The sequence below is a fragment of the Deltaproteobacteria bacterium genome, assembly GCA_016180855.1.
GTDB lineage: Bacteria > UBA10199 > UBA10199 > JACPAL01 > JACPAL01 > JACPAL01.
Genome location: JACPAL010000009.1, coordinates 90,554 through 114,743, shown reverse-complemented (window position 1 = coordinate 114,743; position 24,190 = coordinate 90,554). Strand labels below are relative to the sequence as shown.

24 protein-coding genes are annotated in these 24,190 nt (G+C 51.2%); 11 read left to right on the top strand and 13 right to left on the bottom strand.

Going from position 1 to position 24,190, the window contains the following annotated elements:
• Positions 1-15: 15 nt before the first annotated feature.
• The 4 genes from HYT77_05055 to mutS are packed head-to-tail and all read right to left on the bottom strand — an operon-like array spanning position 16 to position 6,071.
• The gene (locus HYT77_05055; GenBank protein MBI2067362.1) at positions 16-228 is read right to left on the bottom strand and encodes a hypothetical protein; all 213 of its coding nucleotides are present in this window, start codon (positions 226-228) and stop codon (positions 16-18) included.
• The gene (gene glnD, locus HYT77_05050; GenBank protein ID MBI2067361.1) at positions 225-2,873 is read right to left on the bottom strand and encodes a [protein-PII] uridylyltransferase; all 2,649 of its coding nucleotides are present in this window, start codon (positions 2,871-2,873) and stop codon (positions 225-227) included. The genes HYT77_05055 and glnD overlap by 4 nt, the downstream gene beginning before the upstream one ends.
• Positions 2,873-3,652, bottom strand: a complete 780-nt coding sequence (locus HYT77_05045; protein MBI2067360.1) for an N-acetylmuramoyl-L-alanine amidase — start codon at positions 3,650-3,652, stop codon at positions 2,873-2,875. Before HYT77_05045 ends, glnD begins: the two co-directional genes overlap by 1 nt.
• Positions 3,627-6,071, bottom strand: a complete 2,445-nt coding sequence (mutS, locus tag HYT77_05040) for a DNA mismatch repair protein MutS (GenBank protein MBI2067359.1) — start codon at positions 6,069-6,071, stop codon at positions 3,627-3,629. The genes HYT77_05045 and mutS overlap by 26 nt, the downstream gene beginning before the upstream one ends.
• 87 nt (positions 6,072-6,158) lie before the next feature.
• Between mutS and HYT77_05035 the strand changes: the two genes are divergently transcribed.
• On the top strand, positions 6,159-6,860 hold the full coding sequence (locus tag HYT77_05035) for a hypothetical protein (protein ID MBI2067358.1): 702 nt from the start codon (positions 6,159-6,161) through the stop codon (positions 6,858-6,860).
• Between the two features lie 84 nt (positions 6,861-6,944).
• A complete protein-coding gene (locus tag HYT77_05030; protein ID MBI2067357.1) occupies positions 6,945-7,469 on the top strand; it encodes a hypothetical protein in 525 nt (174 codons plus the stop codon).
• Positions 7,470-7,603: 134 nt separating this feature from the next.
• Here the strand turns inward: HYT77_05030 and HYT77_05025 are convergent, their stop codons facing one another.
• The 8 genes from HYT77_05025 to HYT77_04990 all read right to left on the bottom strand — a co-directional run bounded on the left by HYT77_05025 (position 7,604) and on the right by HYT77_04990 (position 14,748).
• A complete protein-coding gene (locus HYT77_05025) occupies positions 7,604-8,521 on the bottom strand; it encodes an RluA family pseudouridine synthase (protein ID MBI2067356.1) in 918 nt (305 codons plus the stop codon).
• 26 nt (positions 8,522-8,547) lie between these two features.
• On the bottom strand, positions 8,548-9,147 hold the full coding sequence (locus tag HYT77_05020) for an HNH endonuclease (GenBank protein MBI2067355.1): 600 nt from the start codon (positions 9,145-9,147) through the stop codon (positions 8,548-8,550).
• A gap of 60 nt (positions 9,148-9,207) precedes the next feature.
• On the bottom strand, positions 9,208-10,383 hold the full coding sequence (locus HYT77_05015) for an acetyl-CoA C-acetyltransferase (GenBank protein ID MBI2067354.1): 1,176 nt from the start codon (positions 10,381-10,383) through the stop codon (positions 9,208-9,210).
• A 27-nt stretch (positions 10,384-10,410) separates the two neighbouring features.
• Entirely contained in the window at positions 10,411-11,673 is a 1,263-nt protein-coding gene (locus HYT77_05010) for a TRAP transporter large permease subunit (GenBank protein MBI2067353.1), read from the bottom strand.
• Positions 11,670-12,167: a TRAP transporter small permease gene (locus tag HYT77_05005; GenBank protein MBI2067352.1), complete on the bottom strand. Its 498-nt coding sequence runs from the start codon at positions 12,165-12,167 to the stop codon at positions 11,670-11,672. The genes HYT77_05010 and HYT77_05005 overlap by 4 nt, the downstream gene beginning before the upstream one ends.
• Complete coding sequence (dctP, locus tag HYT77_05000) at positions 12,145-13,170, bottom strand: TRAP transporter substrate-binding protein DctP (GenBank protein MBI2067351.1); 1,026 nt, start codon at positions 13,168-13,170, stop codon at positions 12,145-12,147. The genes HYT77_05005 and dctP overlap by 23 nt, the downstream gene beginning before the upstream one ends.
• 22 nt (positions 13,171-13,192) lie before the next feature.
• Positions 13,193-14,110 carry a hypothetical protein gene (locus tag HYT77_04995; protein MBI2067350.1) on the bottom strand — a complete coding sequence of 306 codons (918 nt, stop codon included), beginning with the start codon at positions 14,108-14,110 and terminating at the stop codon, positions 13,193-13,195.
• Positions 14,111-14,178: 68 nt separating this feature from the next.
• Positions 14,179-14,748, bottom strand: coding sequence for a dCTP deaminase (locus HYT77_04990; protein MBI2067349.1), 570 nt, complete (start codon positions 14,746-14,748; stop codon positions 14,179-14,181).
• A gap of 114 nt (positions 14,749-14,862) precedes the next feature.
• Here HYT77_04990 and HYT77_04985 point away from each other — a divergent pair, with 114 nt between their 5' ends.
• The 9 genes from HYT77_04985 (at position 14,863) to grxD (ending at position 22,273) form a co-directional block, all read left to right on the top strand.
• Positions 14,863-15,855 carry a dephospho-CoA kinase gene (locus HYT77_04985; GenBank protein MBI2067348.1) on the top strand — a complete coding sequence of 331 codons (993 nt, stop codon included), beginning with the start codon at positions 14,863-14,865 and terminating at the stop codon, positions 15,853-15,855.
• 133 nt (positions 15,856-15,988) lie between these two features.
• Positions 15,989-16,435 (top strand): Rrf2 family transcriptional regulator, encoded by a 447-nt coding sequence (locus tag HYT77_04980; GenBank protein MBI2067347.1) that lies wholly within the window; start codon positions 15,989-15,991, stop codon positions 16,433-16,435.
• Entirely contained in the window at positions 16,432-17,868 is a 1,437-nt protein-coding gene (gene sufB, locus HYT77_04975) for a Fe-S cluster assembly protein SufB (protein MBI2067346.1), read from the top strand. The genes HYT77_04980 and sufB overlap by 4 nt, the downstream gene beginning before the upstream one ends.
• A gap of 15 nt (positions 17,869-17,883) precedes the next feature.
• On the top strand, positions 17,884-18,642 hold the full coding sequence (gene sufC / locus HYT77_04970; GenBank protein MBI2067345.1) for a Fe-S cluster assembly ATPase SufC: 759 nt from the start codon (positions 17,884-17,886) through the stop codon (positions 18,640-18,642).
• The gene (sufD, locus tag HYT77_04965; protein MBI2067344.1) at positions 18,639-19,946 is read left to right on the top strand and encodes a Fe-S cluster assembly protein SufD; all 1,308 of its coding nucleotides are present in this window, start codon (positions 18,639-18,641) and stop codon (positions 19,944-19,946) included. Before sufC ends, sufD begins: the two co-directional genes overlap by 4 nt.
• On the top strand, positions 19,939-21,159 hold the full coding sequence (locus tag HYT77_04960; protein ID MBI2067343.1) for a cysteine desulfurase: 1,221 nt from the start codon (positions 19,939-19,941) through the stop codon (positions 21,157-21,159). The genes sufD and HYT77_04960 overlap by 8 nt, the downstream gene beginning before the upstream one ends.
• Positions 21,156-21,614: an SUF system NifU family Fe-S cluster assembly protein gene (locus HYT77_04955; protein ID MBI2067342.1), complete on the top strand. Its 459-nt coding sequence runs from the start codon at positions 21,156-21,158 to the stop codon at positions 21,612-21,614. Before HYT77_04960 ends, HYT77_04955 begins: the two co-directional genes overlap by 4 nt.
• Positions 21,604-21,945 (top strand): SUF system Fe-S cluster assembly protein, encoded by a 342-nt coding sequence (locus HYT77_04950; protein ID MBI2067341.1) that lies wholly within the window; start codon positions 21,604-21,606, stop codon positions 21,943-21,945. Before HYT77_04955 ends, HYT77_04950 begins: the two co-directional genes overlap by 11 nt.
• Positions 21,946-21,967: 22 nt before the next feature.
• Entirely contained in the window at positions 21,968-22,273 is a 306-nt protein-coding gene (gene grxD, locus HYT77_04945) for a Grx4 family monothiol glutaredoxin (protein ID MBI2067340.1), read from the top strand.
• Here grxD and HYT77_04940 read toward each other — a convergent pair.
• Positions 22,270-24,045, bottom strand: a complete 1,776-nt coding sequence (locus HYT77_04940) for a hypothetical protein (GenBank protein ID MBI2067339.1) — start codon at positions 24,043-24,045, stop codon at positions 22,270-22,272. The genes grxD and HYT77_04940 overlap by 4 nt on opposite strands.
• Positions 24,046-24,190 lie beyond the last annotated feature (145 nt).

Genomic DNA, 24,190 nt, shown 5'->3' with positions numbered 1-24,190 from the left:
AACCCTTTGTTTGCGTCACCGGGAGGCCTGCCCCATCGCCTCCTCAAATTTTCTCTTTTTCTCGATCCGTTCAGCCCGCTCCTTCTCAATCTCCTCACGAAGTGAGGGGGAAAGGGTTTCTCTCACCCTCTGACGGAGACGGCGTCCCTCTTGCCGGCGATACCTCCAGAGAAGGAGGAGAAGAACCACAAGAAGGACGGTAAAAAGGACAATTTCCCATTTCATCATAGAGGGGGTCTCCCGTTGGCTGCCGGTTCCGAATCAACAACCTTGAAAAGAATCTCTTTCATCTTTCCCAATCGTTCCTGATGGGTGATTTTATGACCAAAAATATCTTTAATGTAGAACGTATCAGCCACCTGATCGACCTTGGTCGATATTTTTGAAACCTCAACATACAGACCCAAGGCCGCAAGCGTTGAGGTAATCTGATAGAGAAGTCCTATCCGGTCCCGGGCATAGATATCAATCACCGTGTAGAAGGCGGAGACGTCATTATCGATGTCAATTCGGGTCGGAAGAATACGAGCGGTTTTTTTACGAAAGAGGGAGGGTTTGAATTGTCCCGCCACAATAGAATCGATCGAAACCTTCCCTGTAAGCAAATCCTGCAGATCCTTTTCCACCCCTTTCCATTTCTCTTCTTCTTCAATAGGGGCCCCCCGGTGATCCGTTATCCGAAAGAGATGAAGGGCATATCCATTGCGCGAAACCGCCAGTTCGGCCGACAGGATATTCATATGGTGTGCCGCAAAAATTCCGGCGATCTTGGAAAAGAGATCCGGACTGTGAAGCGTCAGCAAGGTCACTTCGTTCAGCTGCTCTTTCTTCAAAAACACCGGATCAAAAAGGATCGACTCTTTCCCCAACCGTCCCCAGAGCTGTAGATGCCTTTTGAGCGTTTCCAGGGGAGTCGCCAGAAAATAGCGAGGCGGCATCTGGCTAAAAAAAGTCTCGCAAAGTTCTTTTTCCTCGGTCGTCGTACAAGATTCCTCAATTCTCTTTTTAAGCAAAGGGACGACCGTTGAAACCCGCTCCGGTGTATAAGCCCCTTTCTGGATAACCTCTCGTGTCTTGAGATAAAGATACTCCAGAAGAGAGGCCTTCCAGTCGGTCAGGGCCTCCTGATTAACCGCCTTCACATCACAAAAAGTCTGAACGTAGAGCATGTTGAGCCAATCGAGATTCTGGCACGCCTTGGCAAACTGGATGATCAGGTTTTGATCCTCAAGGTCCCGGCGAAATGCCAGATGGGTCATGATCAGGTGGCTTCTCTCCAGAAACTCCAACTGGTCCTGTTCTTCAGCCGAAAATCCGAGCCTCGCCCCCGCTTGCCGGATCAAGGGAGCCCCTTTCTCAACATGCCCGTGCCCTTCCCCCTTGCCAATGTCATGGTAAAGAATAGCAAGGGAGAGAAGACCCAAGGAACGAATATCACGAACGGCGTTGGAAACTGTTGGATAGATCTTCTGATACTGCCCTTCCAGAAGCCTCCCGAACTCTCTCACGGCAAAAATGGAATGCACATCAACCGTATAGAGATGATAAATATCATGCTGTACCCGCAAGCGGAGCTTTCCAAATTCCGGAAGATAAGTTCCAAGAAGGCCGCAATCATTCATCTGGCTCAATACAGCGGCAAGGCTAACCGGCTCTTTAAGAAGTTTACGGAACAGCTCTCCATGGAGTGAGTTATTTCTGTAGTTCTCATCAACAAGAGAAAGATTCTTTTCTATCTGATCCAGCACACCTTCCTCCACCTCGATCCCCATCCTGTTCGCTGAGAGAAAAATTCTTAAAAAGGCAGTGGGATCCCGCTCAAACAGATGCCAGTCTGTTACGGTCAAGCGCCCTTCACGAATACAGAAGTCGGGATCATCCAGAACAGGGCTTGTTATTGCAAAGAGGGAAGGCTCCCTCTGTCTCACCTCCCTCATAACGCGATCCGTCAGTTTCTGAACCGTCTCGGCTTGCCGGTAATAACTCTGCATGAACATCTCAACCCCCAAAAACGACTCCGTATCTTCGAACCCGGCCCACCGGGCAAGCGGTTCCTGATATTCAAAAAGGAGCTGGTCCAGACGGCGACCAGCGCGACGATGAATCTCCTGACGAATGCGCCAGAGAAATCGGAGAGATTCCCAAAGCTGTTCCTCCTCCTTCTCCGGGAGATGGAGGCGGAAAGAGCGGCTCCCCAGTGTCGAAATTCCATCAAAAACCCGCTGAATCCAGTAAAGGGTATGAAAGTCACGAAGCCCCCCCTTCCCCTCCTTGAGGTTCGGCTCCAGAAGATAGACGGAAGAACCATATTTTTCATGGCGCTCCCCGCGCTCTTTTTCTTTGAGGAGATAGAATCTCTTCCGGTTTTTTTCGTTTGAAAAGAAACGACTCATCATCTTCTGAAAGTCAGCGTACAACATCGCGTCTCCCGTCAGATAACGGCTGTCCATCAAGGCCGTAAGGATGGTTAAATCCTCTTCCATATAGCTCTCACAATCCTTCACTGTCCTCGCAGCAAATCCGACCTCCAGTCCGCTGTCCCACAGCGGTTGGAGAAGCCTCTCACTGAGCTGTTTGACAAACGCCTCCGGTTTTCCTTGATAGATCAAAAGAAGATCGATGTCAGAGTGGTAACAAAGCTCCTGTCGACCATACCCCCCCTGACTCACGAGTACGGTACGACATCGGTCTTTTGCTGGTAACTGATTCGCCGCTTCTTCAACGGATTGAAAAAGTTCCTGGATCAGCTGGTCGATCGCACGAGACCAGAGCGACATCGTCAGGAAGGGGTCCTCTCGGGCATCATGACGCCGCAGGACCTCCCTTCTCGTCTCCTCCAGATGAGACTTGGCCTGTGCAAGAAGCTTGATCATTACAAGTCGTGTCGGACCCTCGCCCGACTCTTCCAGTGATTGAGTATCCCTTCTGCCAACGCCTCCGTAAAGCGACGCTGGTAGGCGGCGTTGCCGAGCTGTTTCGATTCCTGGGGATGACTCAAATAGCCGGCCTCGACAAGAAGACTCGGACACTGCGCCCCCACGAGAACATAAAAAAGGGCCGTTTTGACTTGGCTCTTCTTTGCCTTGATCTGCCGGCGTAAAATTTTCTGAATCGAGGCGGCCAGTTCTGCCGATTCTTCCGTCACCGCCGCCTGGATCAGGTCCGAGACAATCCCCTCCAGGACCCGATGGCTCTTCCCCTTTTCCCGGTTCTCCCTCTCCGCCAAACGGCGAGAAGCCTTGTCGGTCGCCCGGTTCAGATAATAAATTTCAACCCCCTCTGCCTTTCGATTCGGCGCAGAATTGGCATGGAGCGAGATAAAGTAATCACATTCTTTACGGTTAGCGATCTGGTTACGTTCACTCAAACTTAAGGAGCGATCCCGATTTCGTGTCAAAACCACCTTTCCCCTCCCCTTTTTTTCCAGATGACTTTTAAGTCTCTTGGCCAGTTCCAGCGTGACTCTCTTCTCCTTCTGCCCCTTCTTTCCCCCGATCGTCCCTGGATCTTTCCCCCCATGGCCGGGGTCAATGACCACCACCGGTCCCCTGTCATGCGAGAGCGGGGATGAAGCGATACCAACATTTCCGACCAAGAAAGCCAGAACTAAAGCAATCGCCATCCTGTTAAAAAAGTCTGGATTGCCCTTCATGGACCTTTCTCTTCCCGGAACGCTTGAAGCAACTCTGCTCCTTTTCAGACTCAAGATTTTTTAAGACCTCTTTTGACCGTTCCAGGATGGTTGCGGGCAAACCGGCAAGTCGTGCCACATGAATTCCATAGCTGTGCCCCATCCCTCCCGGTGCAAGCTTGTAGAGAAAGACGATCCCCTCTCCTTCCTCCCGAACCATGACATTGAAATTCTTGAGGGCGGGACAGCTCCGCTCCAGATCGATCAGTTCATGATAATGTGTGGCAAAGAGGGTGCGAGATTGCACCTTGTCATGAAGATACTCGGAGACCGCCCAGGCGATTGAAATACCGTCAAATGTCGAAGTTCCACGGCCAAGCTCGTCTAACAAGATGAGGCTTTTGTCGGTGGCATAATGAAGGAGGGAGGCTGTTTCAGTCATCTCCACCATAAAGGTGCTTTCGCCGCGATTCAAACGATCCGAGGCACCAATGCGTGAAAAAATCTTGTCCACGAGGCCGATGTGCGCCGATCTTGCCGGAACAAAACAGCCGCTCTGGGCCATGAGGACAATCAGGCCAACAGAGCGGATCAAGGTCGACTTCCCGGCCATATTCGGACCGGTGATCAAGAGAAACCTCTGGTCGGTTTGACGGAACTCCAGATCATTCTCGATATATTTTCCGTAGGAAAGAGAGGCCTCCACGAGCGGGTGACGCCCCCCCTGGATAAAAAGATCGTTTCCATCGGATAGTTCCGGCCTTATGTAACGCCGCTCTTCGGAAACAAGCGCAAACGATGATAAAACATCAAGGGTCGCGAGGCGATCAGCCTGTTTTTGAAGCCGATCGAGAGAGAGAGTCAGGCGGTCTCGCAGTTCGCAAAAGAGCTGGTACTCGAGGTTCCGGATCTTTTCGTCCGCCCCCAGAATTTTCCCCTCAAACTCCTTTAATTCGGGAGTAATGAATCGCTCGGCATTTACCAAGGTCTGCTTCCGGATGTAATCCCCCGGAACACGGGAGAGATTGGCGGTTGTCACCTCAATGTAGTATCCAAAAACCTTGTTGAAGCGGACCTTGAGCGAATGGATTCCGCTCCTTTTACGCTCCCTCTCTTCCAGTTGGGCGAGATAATCACGACTGGAACGGGAGATTTCCCTCAATGTATCCAGTTCCTTGGAAAATTGATCGGCAATGAGTCCCCCCTCTCGCAAACTGAAAGGAGGCTCGGGACCGATTATTTTTTCGATCTCTCCCACAACCTCCGGCAGTGAATCCCATTCGAATAACATCTGCTGGAGAAGACGGGAGGTCAGGCCTTGAAAATAGCCTCTGATCCGCTCCACGGCCTGAAGAGAGGAGGCGAGAGAAACCAGATCACGCGCATTGGCAGTTGCAAGAGAGATCCGTCCTGCAATCCGTTCCAGGTCATAAACCTGTTTTAAATTTTCCTTCAAAGAGGCACTGACTTCGCGACGACGCAACAGCTCGTCAACAACCTCATGTCGCTCCAGAATAAGATCTTTCTGAACAAGGGGCAAAGAGACCCATTGTCGGAGTTTTCTCCCTCCCATCGCGGTCTCCGTCCTGTCCAACATCTCCATGAGAGGATCAAGATCAAGACTCCTTCGAGTCTCTTCCGACATCAAAAGATGCCCTGATTTCCGGTAACGCCTCAAATTAACCAGGTGCGGAACTCTTTCCACCTTTTGCGTTTCACGAACATAATGAAGGATCGCCCCCGCAGCCTGGATTCCCAGAGGGATCCCCTCGCAATCAAAACCGGACAGCGTAGCAACCTTAAATTGCTCCTGCAGAAGTTTTTTTGACCGTGTCTCATCAAAGACCCAGGAAGGAAGTTTATTAAGAAGAACGGGCTGGGTGAAGTTAAATGAAAGGTCCCCTTCTCCCTCCGGAAGAAGAAGCTCCCGGATCTCTCCTCCCCGAAGAATCTCCAAAACCTCCTCCGCAAGAAGTTCTCCCACCACAAATTCGCCCGTTGAAAATTCGACCCAGCTGATTCCCCATTGTTCCTCCGACGGGACAACCGCGGCCAGATAGGAGGATCTCTTCGGTGCCTCCGGATTCAAAAGCAACCCCGGCGTTACGACACGCGTCACCTCACGACGAACAATCCCTTTAGCCACCCTTGGATCCTCCACCTGGTCGCAGATCGCCACCTTGAAACCTTGATCGAGGAGCCTGGTGATATAAGGTTCAACCGAATGATACGGGACACCGCAGAGAGGCACAGGATTTTCATCCTGTTTGTTCCGGGAGGTCAACACAATCTCAAGCACCTTTGACGCGGCAACGGCATCTTCATAAAACATTTCGTAGAAGTCGCCGATTCGATACATCAGGATCGCATCCTGATGCCTCTCCTTGATCTCCCGATACTGACGAAGCATCGGGCTAAGATCGGGCAACTGTTCTGACATAAAATTTGGCATAGCATCGAGGGGTTTTTGATGCAATAATGGCATTTCCGTGATTTCATGTCCCCTAATCAACAAGAGGAGGTTCCAATGACAAATCTGAAAACTCTCGTGGTGGCACTTGTTGTACTAACAACAGTTATTTTTGGATTGCCTCAACCTTTAATGGCCGGATCTGGGGTTCCTGGGACCCCTTTTGTAAGGCAAAACCGCATTGATCCCAGGTTGACCGGCACTCTTACAATGGTTCGTCCCCAATACACCGTTCGCCCGACTGAATGTTGGAACAGTCAGGCCATGAAGTTAGATCCGGTTCATGGCGTTGCCCGAGTTGCCGCCGAAGCGGAACGGTCAGGCGTGGCATATTTAACCTGTTCCGCACTCCATGTGGAGAGTGGAACTCGATTTAAATCACTCAACCTGTATGGATGGATCTCTCCGGAATGTAATGGAAACCCAGACGGTGCACAGATAAGGGCCTTTTTTACCTGCCAACCGATCGCCTCTTCTCATAATCCGCCCCCTTCTTCGGGTCCTTGGGTTCGTCCTGCCACCCTGCATACCGAGGTTTTGTTGAATGCAGGCGCTCCTGAGAGAACGGTAGAATCCTCTGCTGGTTCGACAAACTATAGAATGGCGTCAACAAGTATGGACTATCTTTTTAACGGTGGGGAGGAATTTTGTTTTATTGAAGTGGAGGGTTACTTCGATGATGCCTCGACCTCCTGTAAATCTCGAGGAATGATCGTGGACCATGTTTCTATCGGTCTCGAAAAACCAGAGTCTCCCTAGCAAAATGGAGATTTAAGACTCTTTTCTCATGTTTGTGTCTTTTTAAAGCAACTTACTTTGAGCGATTCCGATGGCGTTCAGTGAATGGGAAACAACGCCAGGCCAGTTTTGATTCTTACCCAACAGGCCAATCGTCAGTGTCTTGAAACCGCTCAAATCAACGGTCAGGGAAGCAACTTTACGGTCTACCAGCATCCCGATCTCCCTGGGATCTCGGCCGTTGATGTCCGGGAAAAGGGGACGATTCAATGCAATGGGGATTTGTTCATCGTTACAAACTATCCCAATCCGCATCTTCATGATATCTGCGACACAACCTCCGGTTGGAGGCCTGCCTCCACGATCAGAGAAAGCCAGATGATAATCCTGGCCAGCTGTTCACCGACAATCTCCCTGAAATATCCCGTGATCGGTTCCTTTTTAAAGCAGGGCCTGCCTCTCTGGATCGGTGCACCGGTATTTGCTGCGAGCTGGATCGGCATGCGTCGTTGGGCAGAAAGTACCAAAAACGGTCTTGGCCCTTTTTTTCTCACACGAACAGGGATCATCATCAGTCTCGCACTTATGGTTTGGGGAGCGGCGAGCCTCTGGAACGATACAAAAAACTAGTGCTTCGACTCGTAAATTCCAGTAGGCATTTATTCGCTCAGCACGAGCAAGACTTCCCTTTTAGTAATATCCTCAGACCAAACTCTGCCGTAAGTGCCACTCCGCGTTCAAACGGCGCCAAAGGTTGTGGGCTTTCATTCGGCAGAGACCAGATCGAGAATATGTTGCAGTTCCAGTGGAAGAGGCGCTGAGAAGGAAACCCGATTGTGGTGAGATGGATGAACGAACGAGAGCGAGGCCGCATGCAAAAAGGGGCGGGTCATCTGTTCCAAGATATTTCTATTTTCCTCATCCTTAATAGTGGAGAGGCGACTTTTAGCGCCGTAGTGGATGTCACCGACGATCGGATGACCTATTTCGGAGAGGTGGACACGGATCTGATGTGTCCTCCCGGTCTTTGGAAAGACCTCTAACAGACTCAAGCGATTAAACTCTTTTTTAACACGATAAAGAGTCGTCGCCTGACGCGTATAACGGGACCGTGAAGAGAACTTTCGACGATGCTGCTGGTCACGACCAATCGGGATCTCAATCCTCCCCTCTTTTTTTGCAACAGGCCCAAAGACCAGCGCCAGGTAGGTTTTCTCCACAACCCGATTCTTGAATTGGTTCGCCAGATCCCGTTGCGCCTCCTCTGTCTTGGCAATCACCATGACGCCAGAGGTTCCCTTGTCCAGGCGATGCACCAATCCACATCGTGAAAGTTCGGGAGGGAGATTTTTTTTTTGAAGGTGATGCAAAAGCGCATTGACGAGCGTCCCGGAATAATTCCCCGCGGCCGGGTGAACGACCAACCCGGCCGGCTTGTTGATCACAATGACCGCCTCATCCTCGTGAAGGAGATCAAGAGGAATCGCCTCCGGCCCTGCCGGAGGGGGTGGAGGGGACCTCCTTTTAACCTCAATCTTCTCGCCTCCCTTAAGCAGATAACTCGGCTTGCGAGGTTCCCCATTAACCAAAATAAAACCGTTTGTGATCATTCGTTGGATCTCGGAACGGCTTTGTTCCAGGTGTTGACCTGTCAGATAAACATCAAGTCGTGTTTTTTTCATTCCGCCCGATCGGCCTTGGAGGTGTCCTACTCCTCGAGTTCGACATTCCAGTAGCTAAAGTCAACCATATTGAAGAACGGCTTCCACTCCCCGTAACGAAGGAGATCTTTGGTAGAAAAATCCATAAAAGGAGTCCACCGCGGCCTTTCCGGTTTTTTGATCAGGTGCATCCTCGCCTCCGAAGGGAGTTTTCCCCCTTTTCTCCGATTGCAATCAATACAACTCGTCACAACATTATCCCAAACCGTTTTTCCACCGCGCGAACGGGGGATGACATGATCCAGATTTAAGTCATGACGCGGAAAAAACTTTCCACAAAATTGGCAGGTGTTTCGATCTCTGAGATAGATATTGTGCCGAGAGAAGCGGACATGACGCCGAGGCATCCGGTCGTAGGCGGTCAGCAGAATGACACGGGGGACTCGAATAACGCGATTCACTAAGCCGATCTGTTCCTCATGAGCTGCGACAGAGAGCTCGCTCCAGCTCTCAAAGTCAAAGGTGGCAAACTGCCCATCGACCGCCTTGGCCAACCCCTGATAAAGAAGGACAAAGGCCCGTTTCAAACTAGTAATATTGATCGGGATGAAAGAACGGTTTAATACAAGGACGTTAGTCGACAACATTTTCTCTAGTAAGTATAATTATTTACCTTAAATGAACCCCCGTCAAGCCCGATCATGAAACTACAGCCTCTCCACGACAAGCGACACCCCTTCGCCCCCACCGATGCAGAGAGAGGCAAGACCACGACGTTGGTGGGTATCAATCAGGGAATAAAGAAGTGTTACCAGAATTCTTGCACCAGAGGCACCGATCGGGTGCCCCAGCGCAACGGCTCCGCCACGGATATTCACGCGATCTTCGGTGAGACCCAAAATTTTATTATTGGCCAGCGAGACGACGGCAAACGCCTCGTTTAATTCGTAGAGGTCAATGTCCGTCGACCGAAGTTGAATGCCCTGCAAATTCTTCTTGATCGCCTCCGATGGGGCAATCGTAAACCACTCCGGGGCAACCGCCGCCTGGGCATGACCAACAACCCTCGCGAGCGGCTTGAACCCCCTCTTCCTGGCATAATCAGAACTGGCGATAACAACGGCCGCCGCCCCGTCATTGATGGAGGAGGCATTTCCGGCGGTGACGGTCCCCTCTTTCTCAAACGCCGGTCTCAAGCCTCTCAATTTTTCGAGATTCGCCTTGAACGGCTCTTCATCCTTGTCAAAGACGGTTTTTTGGCCTTTTCCGGTATCATTTTCGACTCCGATAATCTCTTGTTTAAATTTCCCTTCATTCGTGGTTCGAATCGCCCGCTCGTAACTCTGAACGGCAAAACGATCCTGGTCTTCACGCGAGATGCGATACTCCTTGGCGCAAAGCTCAGCGGCACTCCCCATGTGAAAATTGTTGTAGGGGTCCCACAGGCCGTCCTTGATCATGCTGTCGATCACCTCCGCATGTCCCAAACGGAAACCAACGCGCCCCTTGGGTAGAAGATACGGGGCGAGTGTCATATTCTCCATCCCACCAGCCACAACAACCTCGGCACTACCACTCCGAATCGCCTGGTCCGCCAACATGACCGCCTTGAGCCCCGACCCACAGACCTTGTTGATCGTAGTGCAGGGTGTAACATGGGGAAGACCGGCAAAGAGTGCCGCCTGCCTTGCCGGTGCTTGCCCCAAACCGGCCGGCAGGACACATCCCATGATCACCTCTTGAACCTCTTCTATTTTTAGACCGGATCGTCGAACCGCCTCGGCAATTGCAATAGATCCCAGCTTCGGTGCCGGCGTATTGGCCAACGCCCCTTGAAAACTGCCGATTGCCGTTCGAGTCGCACTGAGAATGACTGTTTCCATAAAAGCCCCTTCCGCGTTTCCCACGACCTATTTTGTAACCATCCATAAACTCAAACTCGGTACATACGTTATCAAAATAAGTCCCACGAGCAAAAGTAAAACAAACGGGATCACATCCCTCACAATCACCATGATCGGCTTCTTGAAACGATAACTGGAGAGATACAGGTTGAGACCAACTGGCGGGGTCAGGTAACCAATCTCCAGATTCGTGAGAAAGATAATCCCCAGATGAACCGGATTCACACCAAACGCATTCGCAATCGGGAGAATGAGAGGAACGACGACGATGATGGCGGAGAAGATATCCATGAGCATCCCGACAATGAGTAGAAAACCGTTCAAAAGGAGCAAGAAGGTAAATTTGCTCTGGATGTACTGACGGATCCAGTCGAAGATCTTCATCGGGACCTGTTCGTCGATCAGGAAGTTTGTGAACCCCATCGCAACGGCCAAAATGATCAGAATACCTCCGACCAACACCATGCTTTCCTGCATGACGCGTGGCACATCGGTCTTCAACTTCAGGTCCCGGTAAATGAAGACCTCAACGACAAATACGTAAAAGGCGGCTACGGCCGCGGATTCGGCCGCCGTCATGTAGCCGCCGTAAATCCCGATCAGGATGATAAAAGGGAGCGGTATCTCCCAGATTGTCCGACGGGCCGCGGAAACGAGCTCCTTGCCGGAAAACGGGATGCGACTGACCGTCTTTTTCCCCTGCCAGATGGAGTAAAGGCTCAAAAGAAGGATCAGGAGGAAACCAGGCATTACACCCGCCTTGAAGAGCAGATCGACATCGACCGTCGCTACTAATCCATAAAGAATCATCGGAAGACTGGGTGGAAAAAGCAGTCCCAGACTGCCGCAGGTGGTAACGATCCCGAGTGAAAATTTTTGCGAAAACCCTCTTTTGATCAAGACCGGAAAAAGGAGCCCCCCCAAGGCGATAATGGTGACGCCGGAGGCGCCTGTAAACGCCGTAAAAAAGGCGCAGGCAAAGAGGGTGACGATGGCGAGCCCCCCTGGCATCCAGCCAACAAGCGCTTGGGTTAGTCGTACCATTCTTTCCGGCGTCTTTGATTCAGCCATAAGATAACCGGCAAAGGTGAAGAGCGGAATCGCCACCAGAATCGGGGCCGAAACGAGACGCGTAATTTCTATAACGATCGCCTGGGTATCAATCCCGACGGATGAAAAACAGATCAGGGCCGCCAGCGCAAAAACCGAAAAAAGAGGGGCCCCCAACAGGGCCGCCGCAACAATACCAATCACAATGAGCCAGGTCATTGATCCACCGGTTTTTTCAGGAGGGAACGAAAATCATTGAGGACAGCAACCAAAAAATGAAACGGAATGAGCAAGAAAGCGGTGGGGATAATGATCTCGACCCACCAATAGGGGACATTTTTGAAAAACTCGGACCCCGACTCTCTCTCGGAAAGGACAAAGGTCCACGCCGCCTTCAGAATAAAAAGACAGACGACCGCCGCCAGGATTTTCATCAGGATACCAACCAGGGTGCGGGAGGTTTCCCCCATAAACTTGGTAAAGACGTCCATGCAGATATGCTGCCCCTTTTTAGTCGCCAGCATCGCACCAAGAAAACCGACCCAGAGGACCAGAAGCCGCACAATCGCCTCAGCCCAAAGGAGCCCGGTATCAAAAAAATTTCTGACGATAACCTGCAGGAACGCGAGCAGGATCATGACCAGAAGTGACCCTGATAAAAAGAACCCTTCTATTTTTCCAAGCCAGCCATCAATGGAGTTGAGCAGCCGCACTGTGTCCCTTTGCCTGTGCCTCAGCCACCAATCTCTGAACGGCACTGAGCTGGTCTGCAGAATAGAGTTTGCCGACCTGATCGGCCCATACCTTCTTTGCCGTCTGCTCAATCAACTCCCTCTCCTTGGGATCAACAGAGACAATTCGAACCCCCAACTTCTTGATTTGTTCCAGCGCGAGCGCATTGTCCTTGCGGGTCTCGGTGACAATCTCACGGGAGTACTTTGCAGTAACCTCTCTCAAGGTCTTCTGTTCGGCGGACGTCAGCTTGTCAAATTCAGAACGGAGCATAACGAGAGCCCCCATCGAATTCACGATCGGGAGGTCGGTTAAGTACTTAACCTTGGAGGCCCACTGGAGCGCCAAGGCACCCAGCGGTGGGGCATAGACCGCCTCAATCATATTGGTGGAGAGAGCCGTCATCACATCGGTAATGGCAAGCGGTACCGGGGCGACTCCGAGCGTGCTGAAGGTCGCTGAGGCAAGCGGATCTCCCTCCCACTGCCAAATCTTTGTGCCACTGAGATCAGAGAGTTTCTGAATCGGTTTGTTGGAGTAGATGTAGACAAAGCCGGCCTCGGCCCAACCGAGGAGTACAACAGGCGGGTTCCCCTTGGAGAGAAAACCTTCCATCGGCTGTGTCATGTTGGAGATGACGTAATCAACCTGGTCGGCATTAGCATAAAGGAACGGGAGCTCCAGGACACGAACCTGCGGTGCAATCTGACCAAGCCCGTTACCCGTAAAACCACCCGCATGGATCTGCTTGATTCGCATCTTCCGGACAACATCCTTCTCATCCCCTTGCGTCCCACCGGGATAAATCCTGAAAACCAGTTTTCCACCACTCTTCGCCTTGAGTTCGTCGTTCATCCGGTTGGTGATCTTGTCCCACGACGAACCGGCCGGGGCGATCGTTGCGAGCTTGATCTCCTTCACCTGAGACCAAGCCGACAGACTGGCCAACATCAACACTGCAACAGCAATTAATAGTCTTTTCATAAAATCCTCCTTCGCGAATCAATTAAAAATAGGAATCGATTTGTGATCGTAACAACCGGGCCCTTTCCTTGGCTAAAACATTGGCCAGTCGCTGTTCAGGCAGAACATCAACCGACGCATCTTCAATCTTTGACAGCAACCCTTCAAAAAGTGCCTTATCCTGCATCTGAACCGCCAAGAACTGGGCCTCGATCGCATAAACCATGAGGAATTTCCCCTTCGTCGCCCCCTCCGCTTTTTCAAAATGTTTCTTCGCCTCCTCCGGATTACCCCCAAGCATCGGAGGACGACTCGCATAATAGACCCCATAAAAGAGGTTGGGGCCACCATAGAAAAAGTCCGGATTGAGCTCCGTAATCCGTTTCATGATCGTCTCAACAATGGCAAGATCGGAGACGGACTTCACCTCATCCTTCGTTAGATTGATATAATTTCCCCAATTTAATGCGAGCCAGAAGAGCGATTCAACATCCTTCTGCTTCAGACCAGCTAATTCCTGCCGAAGCGGTTCAAGCCCCTTCTCCATCGCCTCCAAAAGTCCACGATTCTTTTTTTCCAGGTAGCGGAGGGCGTATTGCTTACCACGCGTGTAGAACAGCTTTGCCCGTGTTTCATAGAGACGATACTGTTCCGGATCGGACTGCCGATACTGAAGCATCCGGTTTTCAAGAAAACCAAATCCATAGGTCGCATAGGACTTTGAAAGGAGAAGCAGATAATTTTTGTTGCCGGGATTATGCCGATGAAAAACCTCGAGCGTCTTCATCATCGCGAGCCCCGCCTGCTCAGAAACTTCGATGTCCGACTCTTCTTCAATAATCGGTGAGCCTGCCTTGAAAATGTCGGAGGTGATATCGGAGGCCATTCGGGAGAAACTGCAAGCACTCGAGAACGCTACCAAGGCAAGGAGCCCAACAATGGTTTTTGTTTTCCCCATCATGAAAACGCCGGGGTAACATCGACTCCAGAGGGTGTCAAGGTGAAGAGGGAGACTTTTAGTTGCTATAATCAGACCGATCCGTTGCCGACAATCGGGAGCGTAATCCCCTTCTGGGCCTGATATTTCCCCTTCTTATCCCGGTAGGAAATCGCACATTCCTCATCCGCCTCGAAGAAGAGAACCTGGGCAATCCCCTCCCCCGCATAGATTTTCGCCGGGAGCGGTGTCGTATTGGAGATCCCCATCGTGACATACCCCTCCCACTCCGGTTCAAACGGGGTGACATTCGTAATGATGCCGCAGCGGGCATAGGTTGACTTTCCAAAACAGATCGTCATGACCTTACGCGGGATTCGAAAATACTCCAGACTCCGTGCCAGACAAAAAGAGTTGGGAGGAATCACACAGACCTCGCCTTTATAATCGTAGAACGCCTCCTTATCCATCTTCTTCGGATCAATCATGCCGGCCGCCTTGTTGTTGAAGATCTTGAATTCATCCGCAACCCGCATGTCGTAGCCGTAAGACGAGAGCCCGAAGGAGATTTGGGCCTTGGAGAGAGACTTTTCGTCAAAAGGCTCTATCATCTTTGCCTCGAGTGCCATCTGTCGAATCCATTTGTCCGGTTTGATCCCCATAAAATCCCCCTTTCGTTTAAAAGAAGTTTCGGCCCATATCTGTTCTCACGGATGGATGCAACCACGAAAAACTTATCTTGCCTAAACAGCCGTTCCAAGGCATCCAGTGGCACCATGATAATCGGTCTCACAGGTCGCATTGGGTCAGGCAAAGGAGAAGTTGCAAAATTTCTCCAGGAGTGTGGTTTCGGTTACTACTCCCTTTCCGATGTCATCCGTGAAGTGATCCGCAAAAAAGGTCTTGAGGTTACGCGAGAGCGCCTGATCGCTGAGGGAAACCGGCTTCGCGAAAACAACGGCCCCGGAATTCTTGCCGAAAAGACGCTCGAGAAACTCACGTTTGATAAAAATTACGTTGTTGATTCGATTCGCAACCCTCGTGAGGTTGCTGTCTTAAAAAAACGCAAAGACTTCTTTCTGTTGAACATCCGGGCCCCCCGCAAAATCCGTTTTGAACGTGTAAAGTCCAGAAAAAGGGAAAACGATCCCCAAACCTACCATGATTTTGTCCAAACGGAAGAGAAGGAGTTTTCGAGCAAAAATCCGGCGTCCCAGCAATTGCTCGCCACCGAGAAGCTCTCAGACAAAATCCTCGACAACAACGGCCATCTGGAAGGCCTCCATACGAAAATAAGAAAAACCCTCTCGGAGCTCTCAAAAAAAAAGAGTCGACCTGACTGGGATGCCTACTTCATAGAGATTGCAAGGACTGTCGCGCTTCGAAGCAACTGCATGAAGCGACGCGTGGCCGCGGTCATTGTCAAAGACAAACGGATCATCTCAACGGGGTATAATGGCACGCCCCGCGGCGTAAAAAACTGCAATGAGGGGGGATGTCCGCGTTGCAACAGCTTCGGTCCTTCCGGAAAAGGGCTCGAGGAATGCTTCTGTTCCCACGCCGAAGAGAACGCGATCACCCAGTCGGCCTACCATGGTGTGAACATCAAGGGCTCCACTCTCTATACGACCTTCTCACCCTGCCTCATTTGCACAAAGATGATTATAAACTCTGGCATTAGCGAAGTCGTCTACAACGCCCATTACCCACTTGTGCAGATCGCAACAAAACTGCTCAAAGAGGCTGGTGTAAAAACAAGACTGTTTTAAAAGATTCCCTCTTGACATAGATATAGGACCTTTATAGTCTTGTATCAGATATTTACAATAACAATTATTATATAACTAATTGTTATTGTGGTGTTTATATTGAGTTATTGAGAAATACTTAAAAGGACCTAATATGCTTCATTTCAATAGAAAAACCGAATATGCCCTGCTGGCCCTCGAACATATGGCTCATTCTGATGGTTTCAAGGCGAGTACACGCGAGATCTCCGAGACGCAGCGAATCCCCTACCCCGTGCTAGCGAAGATCATGCAGCTCCTCGCCAACAGAGGACTCATCAAGTCGGTTCAAGGGACAAAGGGGGGCTATCTCCTTGCCAAAGACCCGAATGACATCACGGTCGAAAATATTGTTCATATCTTTGAGGGACCGGTCGCTGTCGCGGAATGTTTCAAAGAGGAGAAAATCTCCTGTCCTCAATGGGATGGCTGTCTTATCAAAGGGCCGTTCTCCGAACTGAATCGAAAGATACACCGATTGTTGGCCCAAACAACGGTCAGTCAGTTGATGGAACAACCTGCTCCCAGGACAGAATTGCCGACCTACAAGGAGAGTCAATGAACGAGTCGATCGAAAAACTTACCAACCAGGAATACAAGTACGGGTTCGTCAGTCCGATTGAGTCAGAAACGATCCCTCCCGGTCTCAGTGAAGAGGTGATCCGTCTTATCTCGAACAAGAAAAAAGAGCCCCCTTTTATGCTGGAGTGGCGACTCAAGGCCTATCGAAGCTGGCTCAAGATGAAGGAGCCGGCCTGGGCGATGGTTCATTACCCCAAAATCGACTACCAGGAGATCAGCTATTATTCTGCCCCCAAGAAAAAGAAGGAACTGAAGAGTTTGGACGAGGTTGATCCGGAAGTCCGGCAGACTTTCGAGAAGCTCGGCATCTCGCTGGAAGAGCAGATGAGGCTATCCGGTGTCGCCGTCGATGCGGTTCTGGACAGTGTCTCGGTTGCCACAACATTTAAGAAAAAATTGGCGGAGCTTGGAATTATTTTCTGTTCTTTTTCCGAGGCGGTTTGCAATCATCCGGATCTGGTCCGAAAATATTTAGGCACGGTTGTACCAGCCGGCGATAATTTTTTCGCCGCCCTTAACTCGGCGGTCTTCTCGGATGGCTCTTTCTGCTATATTCCCCCGGGGGTTCGTTGCCCCATGGAGCTTTCGACCTACTTTCGAATCAACGCCGCCAATACGGGACAGTTTGAGAGGACCTTGATCATCGCCGACCGCGGTAGTTACGTGAGTTACCTGGAGGGATGTACCGCTCCCAGGCGCGATGAGAACCAGCTCCATGCCGCCGTGGTCGAGCTGATTGCCCTCGATGATGCCCAGATCAAATACTCGACCGTTCAGAATTGGTACCCGGGGGACAAGGAGGGAAAAGGGGGCATCTACAACTTTGTCACCAAACGAGGAAAATGTTTAGGGACCAATTCCAAAATCTCCTGGACCCAGGTGGAAACCGGTTCCGCCATCACCTGGAAATACCCGAGCTGCATCCTTCAGGGGGACAATTCTGTCGGAGAATTTTATTCCGTCGCCGTCACGAACAACTATCAACAGGCCGATACCGGAACCAAGATGATCCATATCGGCAAGAACAGCCGGAGTACGATCGTCTCCAAGGGGATTTCCGCGGGTCATGGCCAGAACAGTTATCGGGGACTCGTCAGAATCCAAAAAGGGGCGGTCGAATCAAGAAATTATTCCCAGTGCGACTCCCTCTTGATGGGGGCGGAATGCGGTGCCCACACATTTCCGTATGTCGAGGTCAAAAACAGCTCCTCCACAATGGAACACGAGGCCTCAACATCGAAGATCGGTGAAGATCAGCTCTTTTATTGCCGCCAGCGAGGACTCTCAACGGAGGAGGCGGTCAATCTGATCGTCAATGGTTTCTGCAAACAGGTCTTTCGGGAGCTTCCAATGGAGTTCGCGGTAGAGGCCCAAAAGCTGCTCAGTGTGAGCCTGGAAGGGGCCGTTGGATAAGAAAGGAAAAAACAGATGCTGGAGATCCAAAATTTACATGTGAATGTGAACAACAAGGAGATTCTCAAGGGGCTCGACCTACAGGTGCAGGCAGGAGAGGTTCACGCCATTATGGGCCCAAACGCCTCGGGGAAGAGTACACTTGCAAATGTTCTCGCGGGACGTGAAATCTATGAGGTCACCCAAGGGGCTGTTCTATTTCAGGGGAAAAATCTGCTGCCAATGTCAACGGAAGTAAGGGCCCGTGAGGGGATTTTTTTGGCCTTTCAGTACCCCGTTGAGGTCCCTGGCATCAGCAACGCCTATTTTCTGAAGGCAGCCCTCAATGCAATCCGCAAACATCGAGGCGAAGAGGAACTGGATGCCATGGAATTTCTCTCGCTCGCCCGGGAAAAGATGAAAACCCTCCGGATCGACGAGGCGTTTCTCAACCGACCCGTCAACGAGGGATTCTCGGGTGGAGAGAAGAAGAAGAACGAGATCTTTCAGATGGCACTCCTCGACCCGGTCCTGGCAATCCTCGACGAAACCGACTCCGGCCTCGACATTGATGCCCTCAAGATCGTTTCCCATGGCGTCAATGCCCTGCGCCATGAGAAACGGGCGATCATCCTCGTCACTCATTATCAGCGTCTTCTGGATTACATCGTTCCCGATTATGTACATGTGCTCGCCGGGGGAAAGATCGTCAAGTCGGGTGACAAGTCGCTCGCCCGCGAATTGGAGCATAAGGGATACGCCTGGCTTGAAAGGGAGGGAGACGCCTCTTTATGAGAGATGCCTTGAAACAGTACGATTCTGATTTCAGTCGCCTCAAGGCGATCCCCCAACCGTTGTGGCTCCAGAAGATCCGTCAGGCCGCTTTTCGCCGCTTCGGCGAGCTCGGATTTCCGACGACGGATCAGGAGGCGTGGCGTTTCACGAATGTTGAACCGATCGCACTAACCCCTTTTCAATCCGCACCTCCCTATCACCCCAATGGGCTCACGCCAGAAAAACTCGACCCGCTGACCTGCTGGTCTTTTGGCTCTCCGCGTCTCGTTTTTGTCGACGGGCAGTTTGCGCCTGAGCTCTCCTCTCTGAAAGAATTAATAAACGGTCTCGTGATCAGTCCCCTCTCGACGGCTCTCTCCACGCACGGTCCCCTCCTTGAGAGACATCTGAACCAATATGTCAGCTCGGAACATCCGTTTGTCGCACTGAACAGCTCCTTTCTCACAGAGGGGGCCTTTATTCACCTCTCCCCCGGGGTTCATTTTGAAAAGCCGATTCAAATCATCTGCTATTCCAAAAAAAGCGATCATCGAACCGTCACTCACCCAAGGCATCTCATCGTGCTCGAAGAGAGAGCCCATGCAACCGTTGTAGAAACCTACCTGGGAAAAGGACACTATTTCACAAATGCCGTCACTGAGGTTTTTTCCGGTGAAAACTCCTTTCTCGATCACTACAAACTGCAACGCGAGGGGCGAGAGGCGTTTCATGTCGGACTGCTCCAGTCTTATCAGGAGAGGGGGGGATGTTTTGTCTCCCATTCTCTTTCGCTCGGCGGTCTTCTGACGAGAAATGAAATCAACGCGCTGCTGGCGCGCGAAGGGGCAGAATGCGTCCTCGATGGCCTTTATGTTGCCGATCAGCAGCAGCAGATTGACAATCAAACCTGTATCGATCATGCGGAGCCCCACGGAACGAGCGGTGAACTGTACAAGGGGATCCTCAAGGGGAATTCGAAGGCGGTCTTCAACGGCAGGATCGTCGTACGGGCCAACGCCCAAAAGACGAGGGCAAAACAGTCCAATAAAAATCTCCTCCTCTCGGATGACGCACAAATCAATACAAGACCTCTTCTTGAAATCCATGCGGACGACGTCAAATGCAACCATGGCGCAACCGTCGGCCGCCTTGATGAAAACCAGGTCTTTTATCTTAAGTCACGCGGCATCAGCGAACCCTTGGCACGCGGCCTTCTCACAACCGCCTTTGCAAATGAAATCGTCGACCGAATCAAGATCAACCCCCTGAAGGCGTTTCTGAATCATTACCTGATGGAACATCTGGAGCAACAAGCCGATGTTTGACGGTGAAAAAATTCGGCGCGACTTTCCGATCTTAACCCAGAAGATAAACGGCAAGCCGCTCGTCTATCTGGATAGTGCCGCCACAAGCCAAAAACCGAAAATGGTGTTGGAGGCGATCCGTCACTATTACGAGGCCGATAATGCCAACATTCACCGAGGTGTTCACACCTTAAGCGAACGGGCCACACGGGCCTTTGAAGAGGCGCGAAACAAGGTCCAGAAATTCGTCGGCGCCAAGGAGGGACGTGAGATTATCTTTGTCCGTGGCACCACGGAAGGGATCAACCTCGTTGCCTCTACCTTCGGCCGCACCCGGATTCAGGCGGGAGATGAAATCCTCATCTCCACCCTCGAACACCATTCCAACATTGTCCCTTGGCAGATCCTCTGCCAGGAAAAGGGGGCACGACTCCGAGTGATTCCGATCAACGACTGCGGCGAACTCCTCATGGAAGAATATCAAAAGCTCTTAACTCCCAAAACAAAATTGGTCGCCATAACACATATCTCCAATGCGCTTGGGACGATCACCCCGATTCACGAGATCATTCGTCTCGCCCATGAACGAAAGATTCCCGTTTTGGTTGACGGCGCCCAGGCCGTCCCGCACACAAAAGTGGATGTTCGGGAGATGGACTGTGATTTCTATGTTTTTTCGGGACACAAGATGTATGGACCGACGGGCATCGGGGTCCTCTACGGCAAGGCGGAACTTCTGGAATCGATGCCTCCCTATCAAGGAGGCGGCGACATGATTAGCGCTGTCACATTCGAAAAAACAACCTACAACGTCCTTCCGTATAAATTTGAGGCGGGGACCCCTGATATTTCCGGGGTCATCGGACTCGGGACGGCCATTGATTATCTGGAGGAGATCGGCATCGCCCCAATAGCAAAACATGAGAGTGAATTGTTGCAATATGCCACCGAGGCGCTCTCCTCGCTGGAGGGAATCAGGCTAATCGGAACCGCAAAGAAAAAGGCCTGCGTACTCTCCTTCGTGATGGAGGGTATCCATCCGCATGATATTGGAACAATCCTGGACCGTGAGGGGATTGCGATCCGGACCGGTCACCACTGCGCCATGCCACTCATGGAGCGTCTCGGAGTCCCCGCCACGGCAAGGGTCTCTTTTGGTCTGTACAACCGGCGTGAGGAGGTCGATCGGCTCCTTGAGGGCCTCAAAAAAGTGAAGGAGATTTTTCGCCCATGAGTGAACTGACAGATCTGTATCAGGAAATGATCCTCGACCATAACCGAAACCCGCGTAATTTCCAAAAAATGGAGGGGGCCGATCGAACACTTGAGGGATTCAATCCGTTATGTGGAGACCGTCTCACACTCTTTGTGAAGATGGAAGGGAATCGGATCAAGGAGCTAAGTTTCATCGGTTCCGGTTGCGCCATCTCAAAGGCCTCGAGCTCGCTCATGACAGCGGCATTAAGGGGAAAGACAAAAAAAGAGGCGACAGAGATCTTTAACCGCTTTCACAAAATGGTTCTTGGCGAGGAGGCCGGAGAAGGGCTCGGCAAGCTTTCCATCTTTGCAGGGGTTCGTGATTTTCCGACACGCGTAAAGTGCGCCACACTCGCCTGGCACACCCTTTCGGCAATCCTGGAAGGGAAGAACGCAACAATCTCCACAGAAGGAAGTGAAGATGACAAATGAATCAGGAGAAAAGCAGGAAGCCTCAGGAGGAGGGCTCAAGGAGAAGGTGATTGATGTCTTAAAGAGCTGTTACGATCCCGAGATTCCCGTGAATATTTACGAACTCGGCCTGATCTACAGCGTAGAGGTCGAGGGAGAGGGTGATGTCCATGTCAATATGACACTGACCTCCCCCGCCTGTCCGGTCGCAACCTCCCTACCACCAGAGGTTCAGGAGAAGATCAAAAGGGTGCCTGGAGTCACATCCTCTAAGGTCGATGTCGTCTGGGAACCACCGTGGAAACCGGAAATGATGACTGAGGCAGCGAAACTACAATTGGGAATTATGTAACAAAAAAGGAGAGAATCATCCTATGGAAGACCTAAAAAACAAGATCGAACAGATCGTAAAGTCCAACAAGGTCGTCATCTTTATGAAAGGGACACCAGAGGCCCCACGTTGCGGCTTTTCGAATCAGGCGGTCCAGGTTTTAAAGACGCTAGGGCAACCACTTTACTCCGTTGATGTCCTCTCGGATGAACCCCTCTGGGATGCGCTGGAACAATACACCGAGTGGCCCACGGTTCCTCAAATCTTTATCAATGGGGAGTTCGTCGGTGGCTGCGATATTATAACGGAACTTCACCAACGCGGGGAATTACAAAAACTGGCGAGTTAGTTGACTGTACAGCTCGTTGTATACGTTTCTCGACAACTACTAGCCCCTGTCCCAATAACAGGGGTCGCTGCCCCGGTGTTGGTACTGCAACTCGCACCGGAGACCGCCGTCCGTGTGGTGTAATTCTCCCTCACGGAACAGGAGGTCGCCGCCGTTCCGTCCGACGGGCAGGAAAATTCGATATATAGGTAGCTTGAGGAGCTCAGGGTACACGCATTGACGGTCATCTGTCCTGCATCATGCGGGAACGTCAGGCTGTTGCCACTCCGTGTAAAGGTTATCGACTGTCCTGGCACGCCATCTACTCGGGTACTCGTCACAACCTGAGAATCAGAAGAGTTGGTAATTGTATGAACACTGCTGGAAAGCTGAGGAGCACCCCACGGTCCTGTCGGCGACTCCGGGCAGGTCGTCGAGTAGCCTGTCATCGTCTTTGTAAAGGAGGTCGGCAGGATACAATTCTCAGACCGTTCATCTCCTCCCACGCCTTCTTCCGTCATACAGGTGCCTGAATCGCTACTCGCCTCCGATTTGACATCTTCAACAATCCCCTCCGCCTCGGCATAACTTATCTGACTCCCATCGATCTCTGTAAAGGCGGTTCCCGACGGGGCCTCACAATCCCAACTCGAGTCAAAGGCGGTATTCTCGTTCACACTCGCAACCGTCACCGCATCGGGTAAACTGTTGCAGGCAAAGTCACCATAAAAATCGATCCCATCTGTCGAGACAACCTTGGGGCTGGAGAGATTAGCAAGCGAAAAACCCTCCGTTTCGTTAAAAATAATATCACCCATGACGGTATACTTCATAAGACCGGCCCCCTCTGTGTCATCAAATTCAGCACAGAGGAGTCCATTAACCTCGGTACTGGGGTTTAAAAAAGTACCGATCGTGACGTTGCGATTTGTAGCGGCATTATAGTTAAAACCAAGACGAAAAACGCTGTAATAGGTGGTACTACTTTCAACATCGGAGGTCGTCGGGACATCGCCAAAATAGCTCGTGATATCGATCGCCGGTTGACAAGAGGCGGTGGTACAGAGATTGGCAAACGAAAATTCCTCCTGCATTGAATTCTGGTCCTTCATCCGTATGGAGAAGATCGTTGCATCAAACCCTTTGTTGGTCTCACTAAAAGTGAACCGATCCCTCACATAACCACTCCAGAGGTAGTTTGAGGCATCACCGGTAACACTAAACTCCGTTCCACGAGAATAGGTCGTCCCATTGCTTGAATTACAAACATCCATCTTGAAGCTCGTCGACGACCCGGAGACAAAATTACCAAGTCTCACACGAATGTATTCGCTCGCCCCCAATCGAACCTGATAATAACCATACTGATCCGTCGGGACATCGAGGTCATTCTCTGAATTGCTGTCGGAGTTAACCGTATCCTGGGTCGTCTCCAAATAGGATCGAAACATATCCGCCTGTTTCATCCGGTCGAGGATCTGCGGCTTGAAGAAATTTACCGCCATACAGCCGGCACTTGAGTTCCTCCCTACCTCTGCGTTTTTGGCCTTGAGGGCCGACAGGCTGGCGGTCACATCGCTGCTGCTTGAAACCGCACTGAGGCTCGGCAGGACAGAGAGGTCATTAACAACCAGCGTTGAACCGGTCCCTACCTCGGCACCTGTTCCCGTGGTTGAGCCCGTTCCCGTACCGGTCTCCGTCGCCTCCTCCGATTCCTTGACCCCCGTCGAACATCCCCATATCTGGCCAAGGAGAAGGAGACCAACCGCAATGACTCCTGTTAGTCGATTCATAATGTATACACCCCACCCTCTAAACCAGCAAAAATTGTACCAAATAGATCTGTTATATACCACATTAATATCTTTAGGTTTTTAGTTAATCCAGGCCCTAAAATGGGTTGATAAAAACCCGTTTGCCGTCAAGAATCCGACGGGT

Bases quoted from the DNA above. Each gene is read 5' to 3' on its own strand.
- HYT77_05010 (MBI2067353.1), bottom strand. From the start codon at position 11,673: ATGACCTGGCTCATTGTGATTGGTATTGTTGCGGCGGCCCTGTTGGGG.
- sufD (MBI2067344.1), top strand. From the start codon at position 18,639: ATGAGAGATGCCTTGAAACAGTACGATTCTGATTTCAGTCGCCTCAAG.
- HYT77_05025 (MBI2067356.1), bottom strand. From the start codon at position 8,521: ATGAAAAAAACACGACTTGATGTTTATCTGACAGGTCAACACCTGGAA.
- HYT77_04985 (MBI2067348.1), top strand. From the start codon at position 14,863: ATGATAATCGGTCTCACAGGTCGCATTGGGTCAGGCAAAGGAGAAGTT.
- HYT77_05055 (MBI2067362.1), bottom strand. From the start codon at position 228: ATGATGAAATGGGAAATTGTCCTTTTTACCGTCCTTCTTGTGGTTCTT.
- HYT77_04960 (MBI2067343.1), top strand. From the start codon at position 19,939: ATGTTTGACGGTGAAAAAATTCGGCGCGACTTTCCGATCTTAACCCAG.
- sufC (MBI2067345.1), top strand. From the start codon at position 17,884: ATGCTGGAGATCCAAAATTTACATGTGAATGTGAACAACAAGGAGATT.
- HYT77_05020 (MBI2067355.1), bottom strand. From the start codon at position 9,147: ATGTTGTCGACTAACGTCCTTGTATTAAACCGTTCTTTCATCCCGATC.
- HYT77_04990 (MBI2067349.1), bottom strand. From the start codon at position 14,748: ATGGGGATCAAACCGGACAAATGGATTCGACAGATGGCACTCGAGGCA.
- HYT77_05035 (MBI2067358.1), top strand. From the start codon at position 6,159: ATGACAAATCTGAAAACTCTCGTGGTGGCACTTGTTGTACTAACAACA.
- sufB (MBI2067346.1), top strand. From the start codon at position 16,432: ATGAACGAGTCGATCGAAAAACTTACCAACCAGGAATACAAGTACGGG.
- HYT77_04995 (MBI2067350.1), bottom strand. From the start codon at position 14,110: ATGATGGGGAAAACAAAAACCATTGTTGGGCTCCTTGCCTTGGTAGCG.
- HYT77_05030 (MBI2067357.1), top strand. From the start codon at position 6,945: ATGGGAAACAACGCCAGGCCAGTTTTGATTCTTACCCAACAGGCCAAT.
- grxD (MBI2067340.1), top strand. From the start codon at position 21,968: ATGGAAGACCTAAAAAACAAGATCGAACAGATCGTAAAGTCCAACAAG.
- dctP (MBI2067351.1), bottom strand. From the start codon at position 13,170: ATGAAAAGACTATTAATTGCTGTTGCAGTGTTGATGTTGGCCAGTCTG.
- mutS (MBI2067359.1), bottom strand. From the start codon at position 6,071: ATGTCAGAACAGTTGCCCGATCTTAGCCCGATGCTTCGTCAGTATCGG.
- HYT77_04955 (MBI2067342.1), top strand. From the start codon at position 21,156: ATGAGTGAACTGACAGATCTGTATCAGGAAATGATCCTCGACCATAAC.
- glnD (MBI2067361.1), bottom strand. From the start codon at position 2,873: ATGATCAAGCTTCTTGCACAGGCCAAGTCTCATCTGGAGGAGACGAGA.
- HYT77_05045 (MBI2067360.1), bottom strand. From the start codon at position 3,652: ATGAAGGGCAATCCAGACTTTTTTAACAGGATGGCGATTGCTTTAGTT.
- HYT77_05015 (MBI2067354.1), bottom strand. From the start codon at position 10,383: ATGGAAACAGTCATTCTCAGTGCGACTCGAACGGCAATCGGCAGTTTT.
- HYT77_04980 (MBI2067347.1), top strand. From the start codon at position 15,989: ATGCTTCATTTCAATAGAAAAACCGAATATGCCCTGCTGGCCCTCGAA.
- HYT77_04950 (MBI2067341.1), top strand. From the start codon at position 21,604: ATGACAAATGAATCAGGAGAAAAGCAGGAAGCCTCAGGAGGAGGGCTC.
- HYT77_04940 (MBI2067339.1), bottom strand. From the start codon at position 24,045: ATGAATCGACTAACAGGAGTCATTGCGGTTGGTCTCCTTCTCCTTGGC.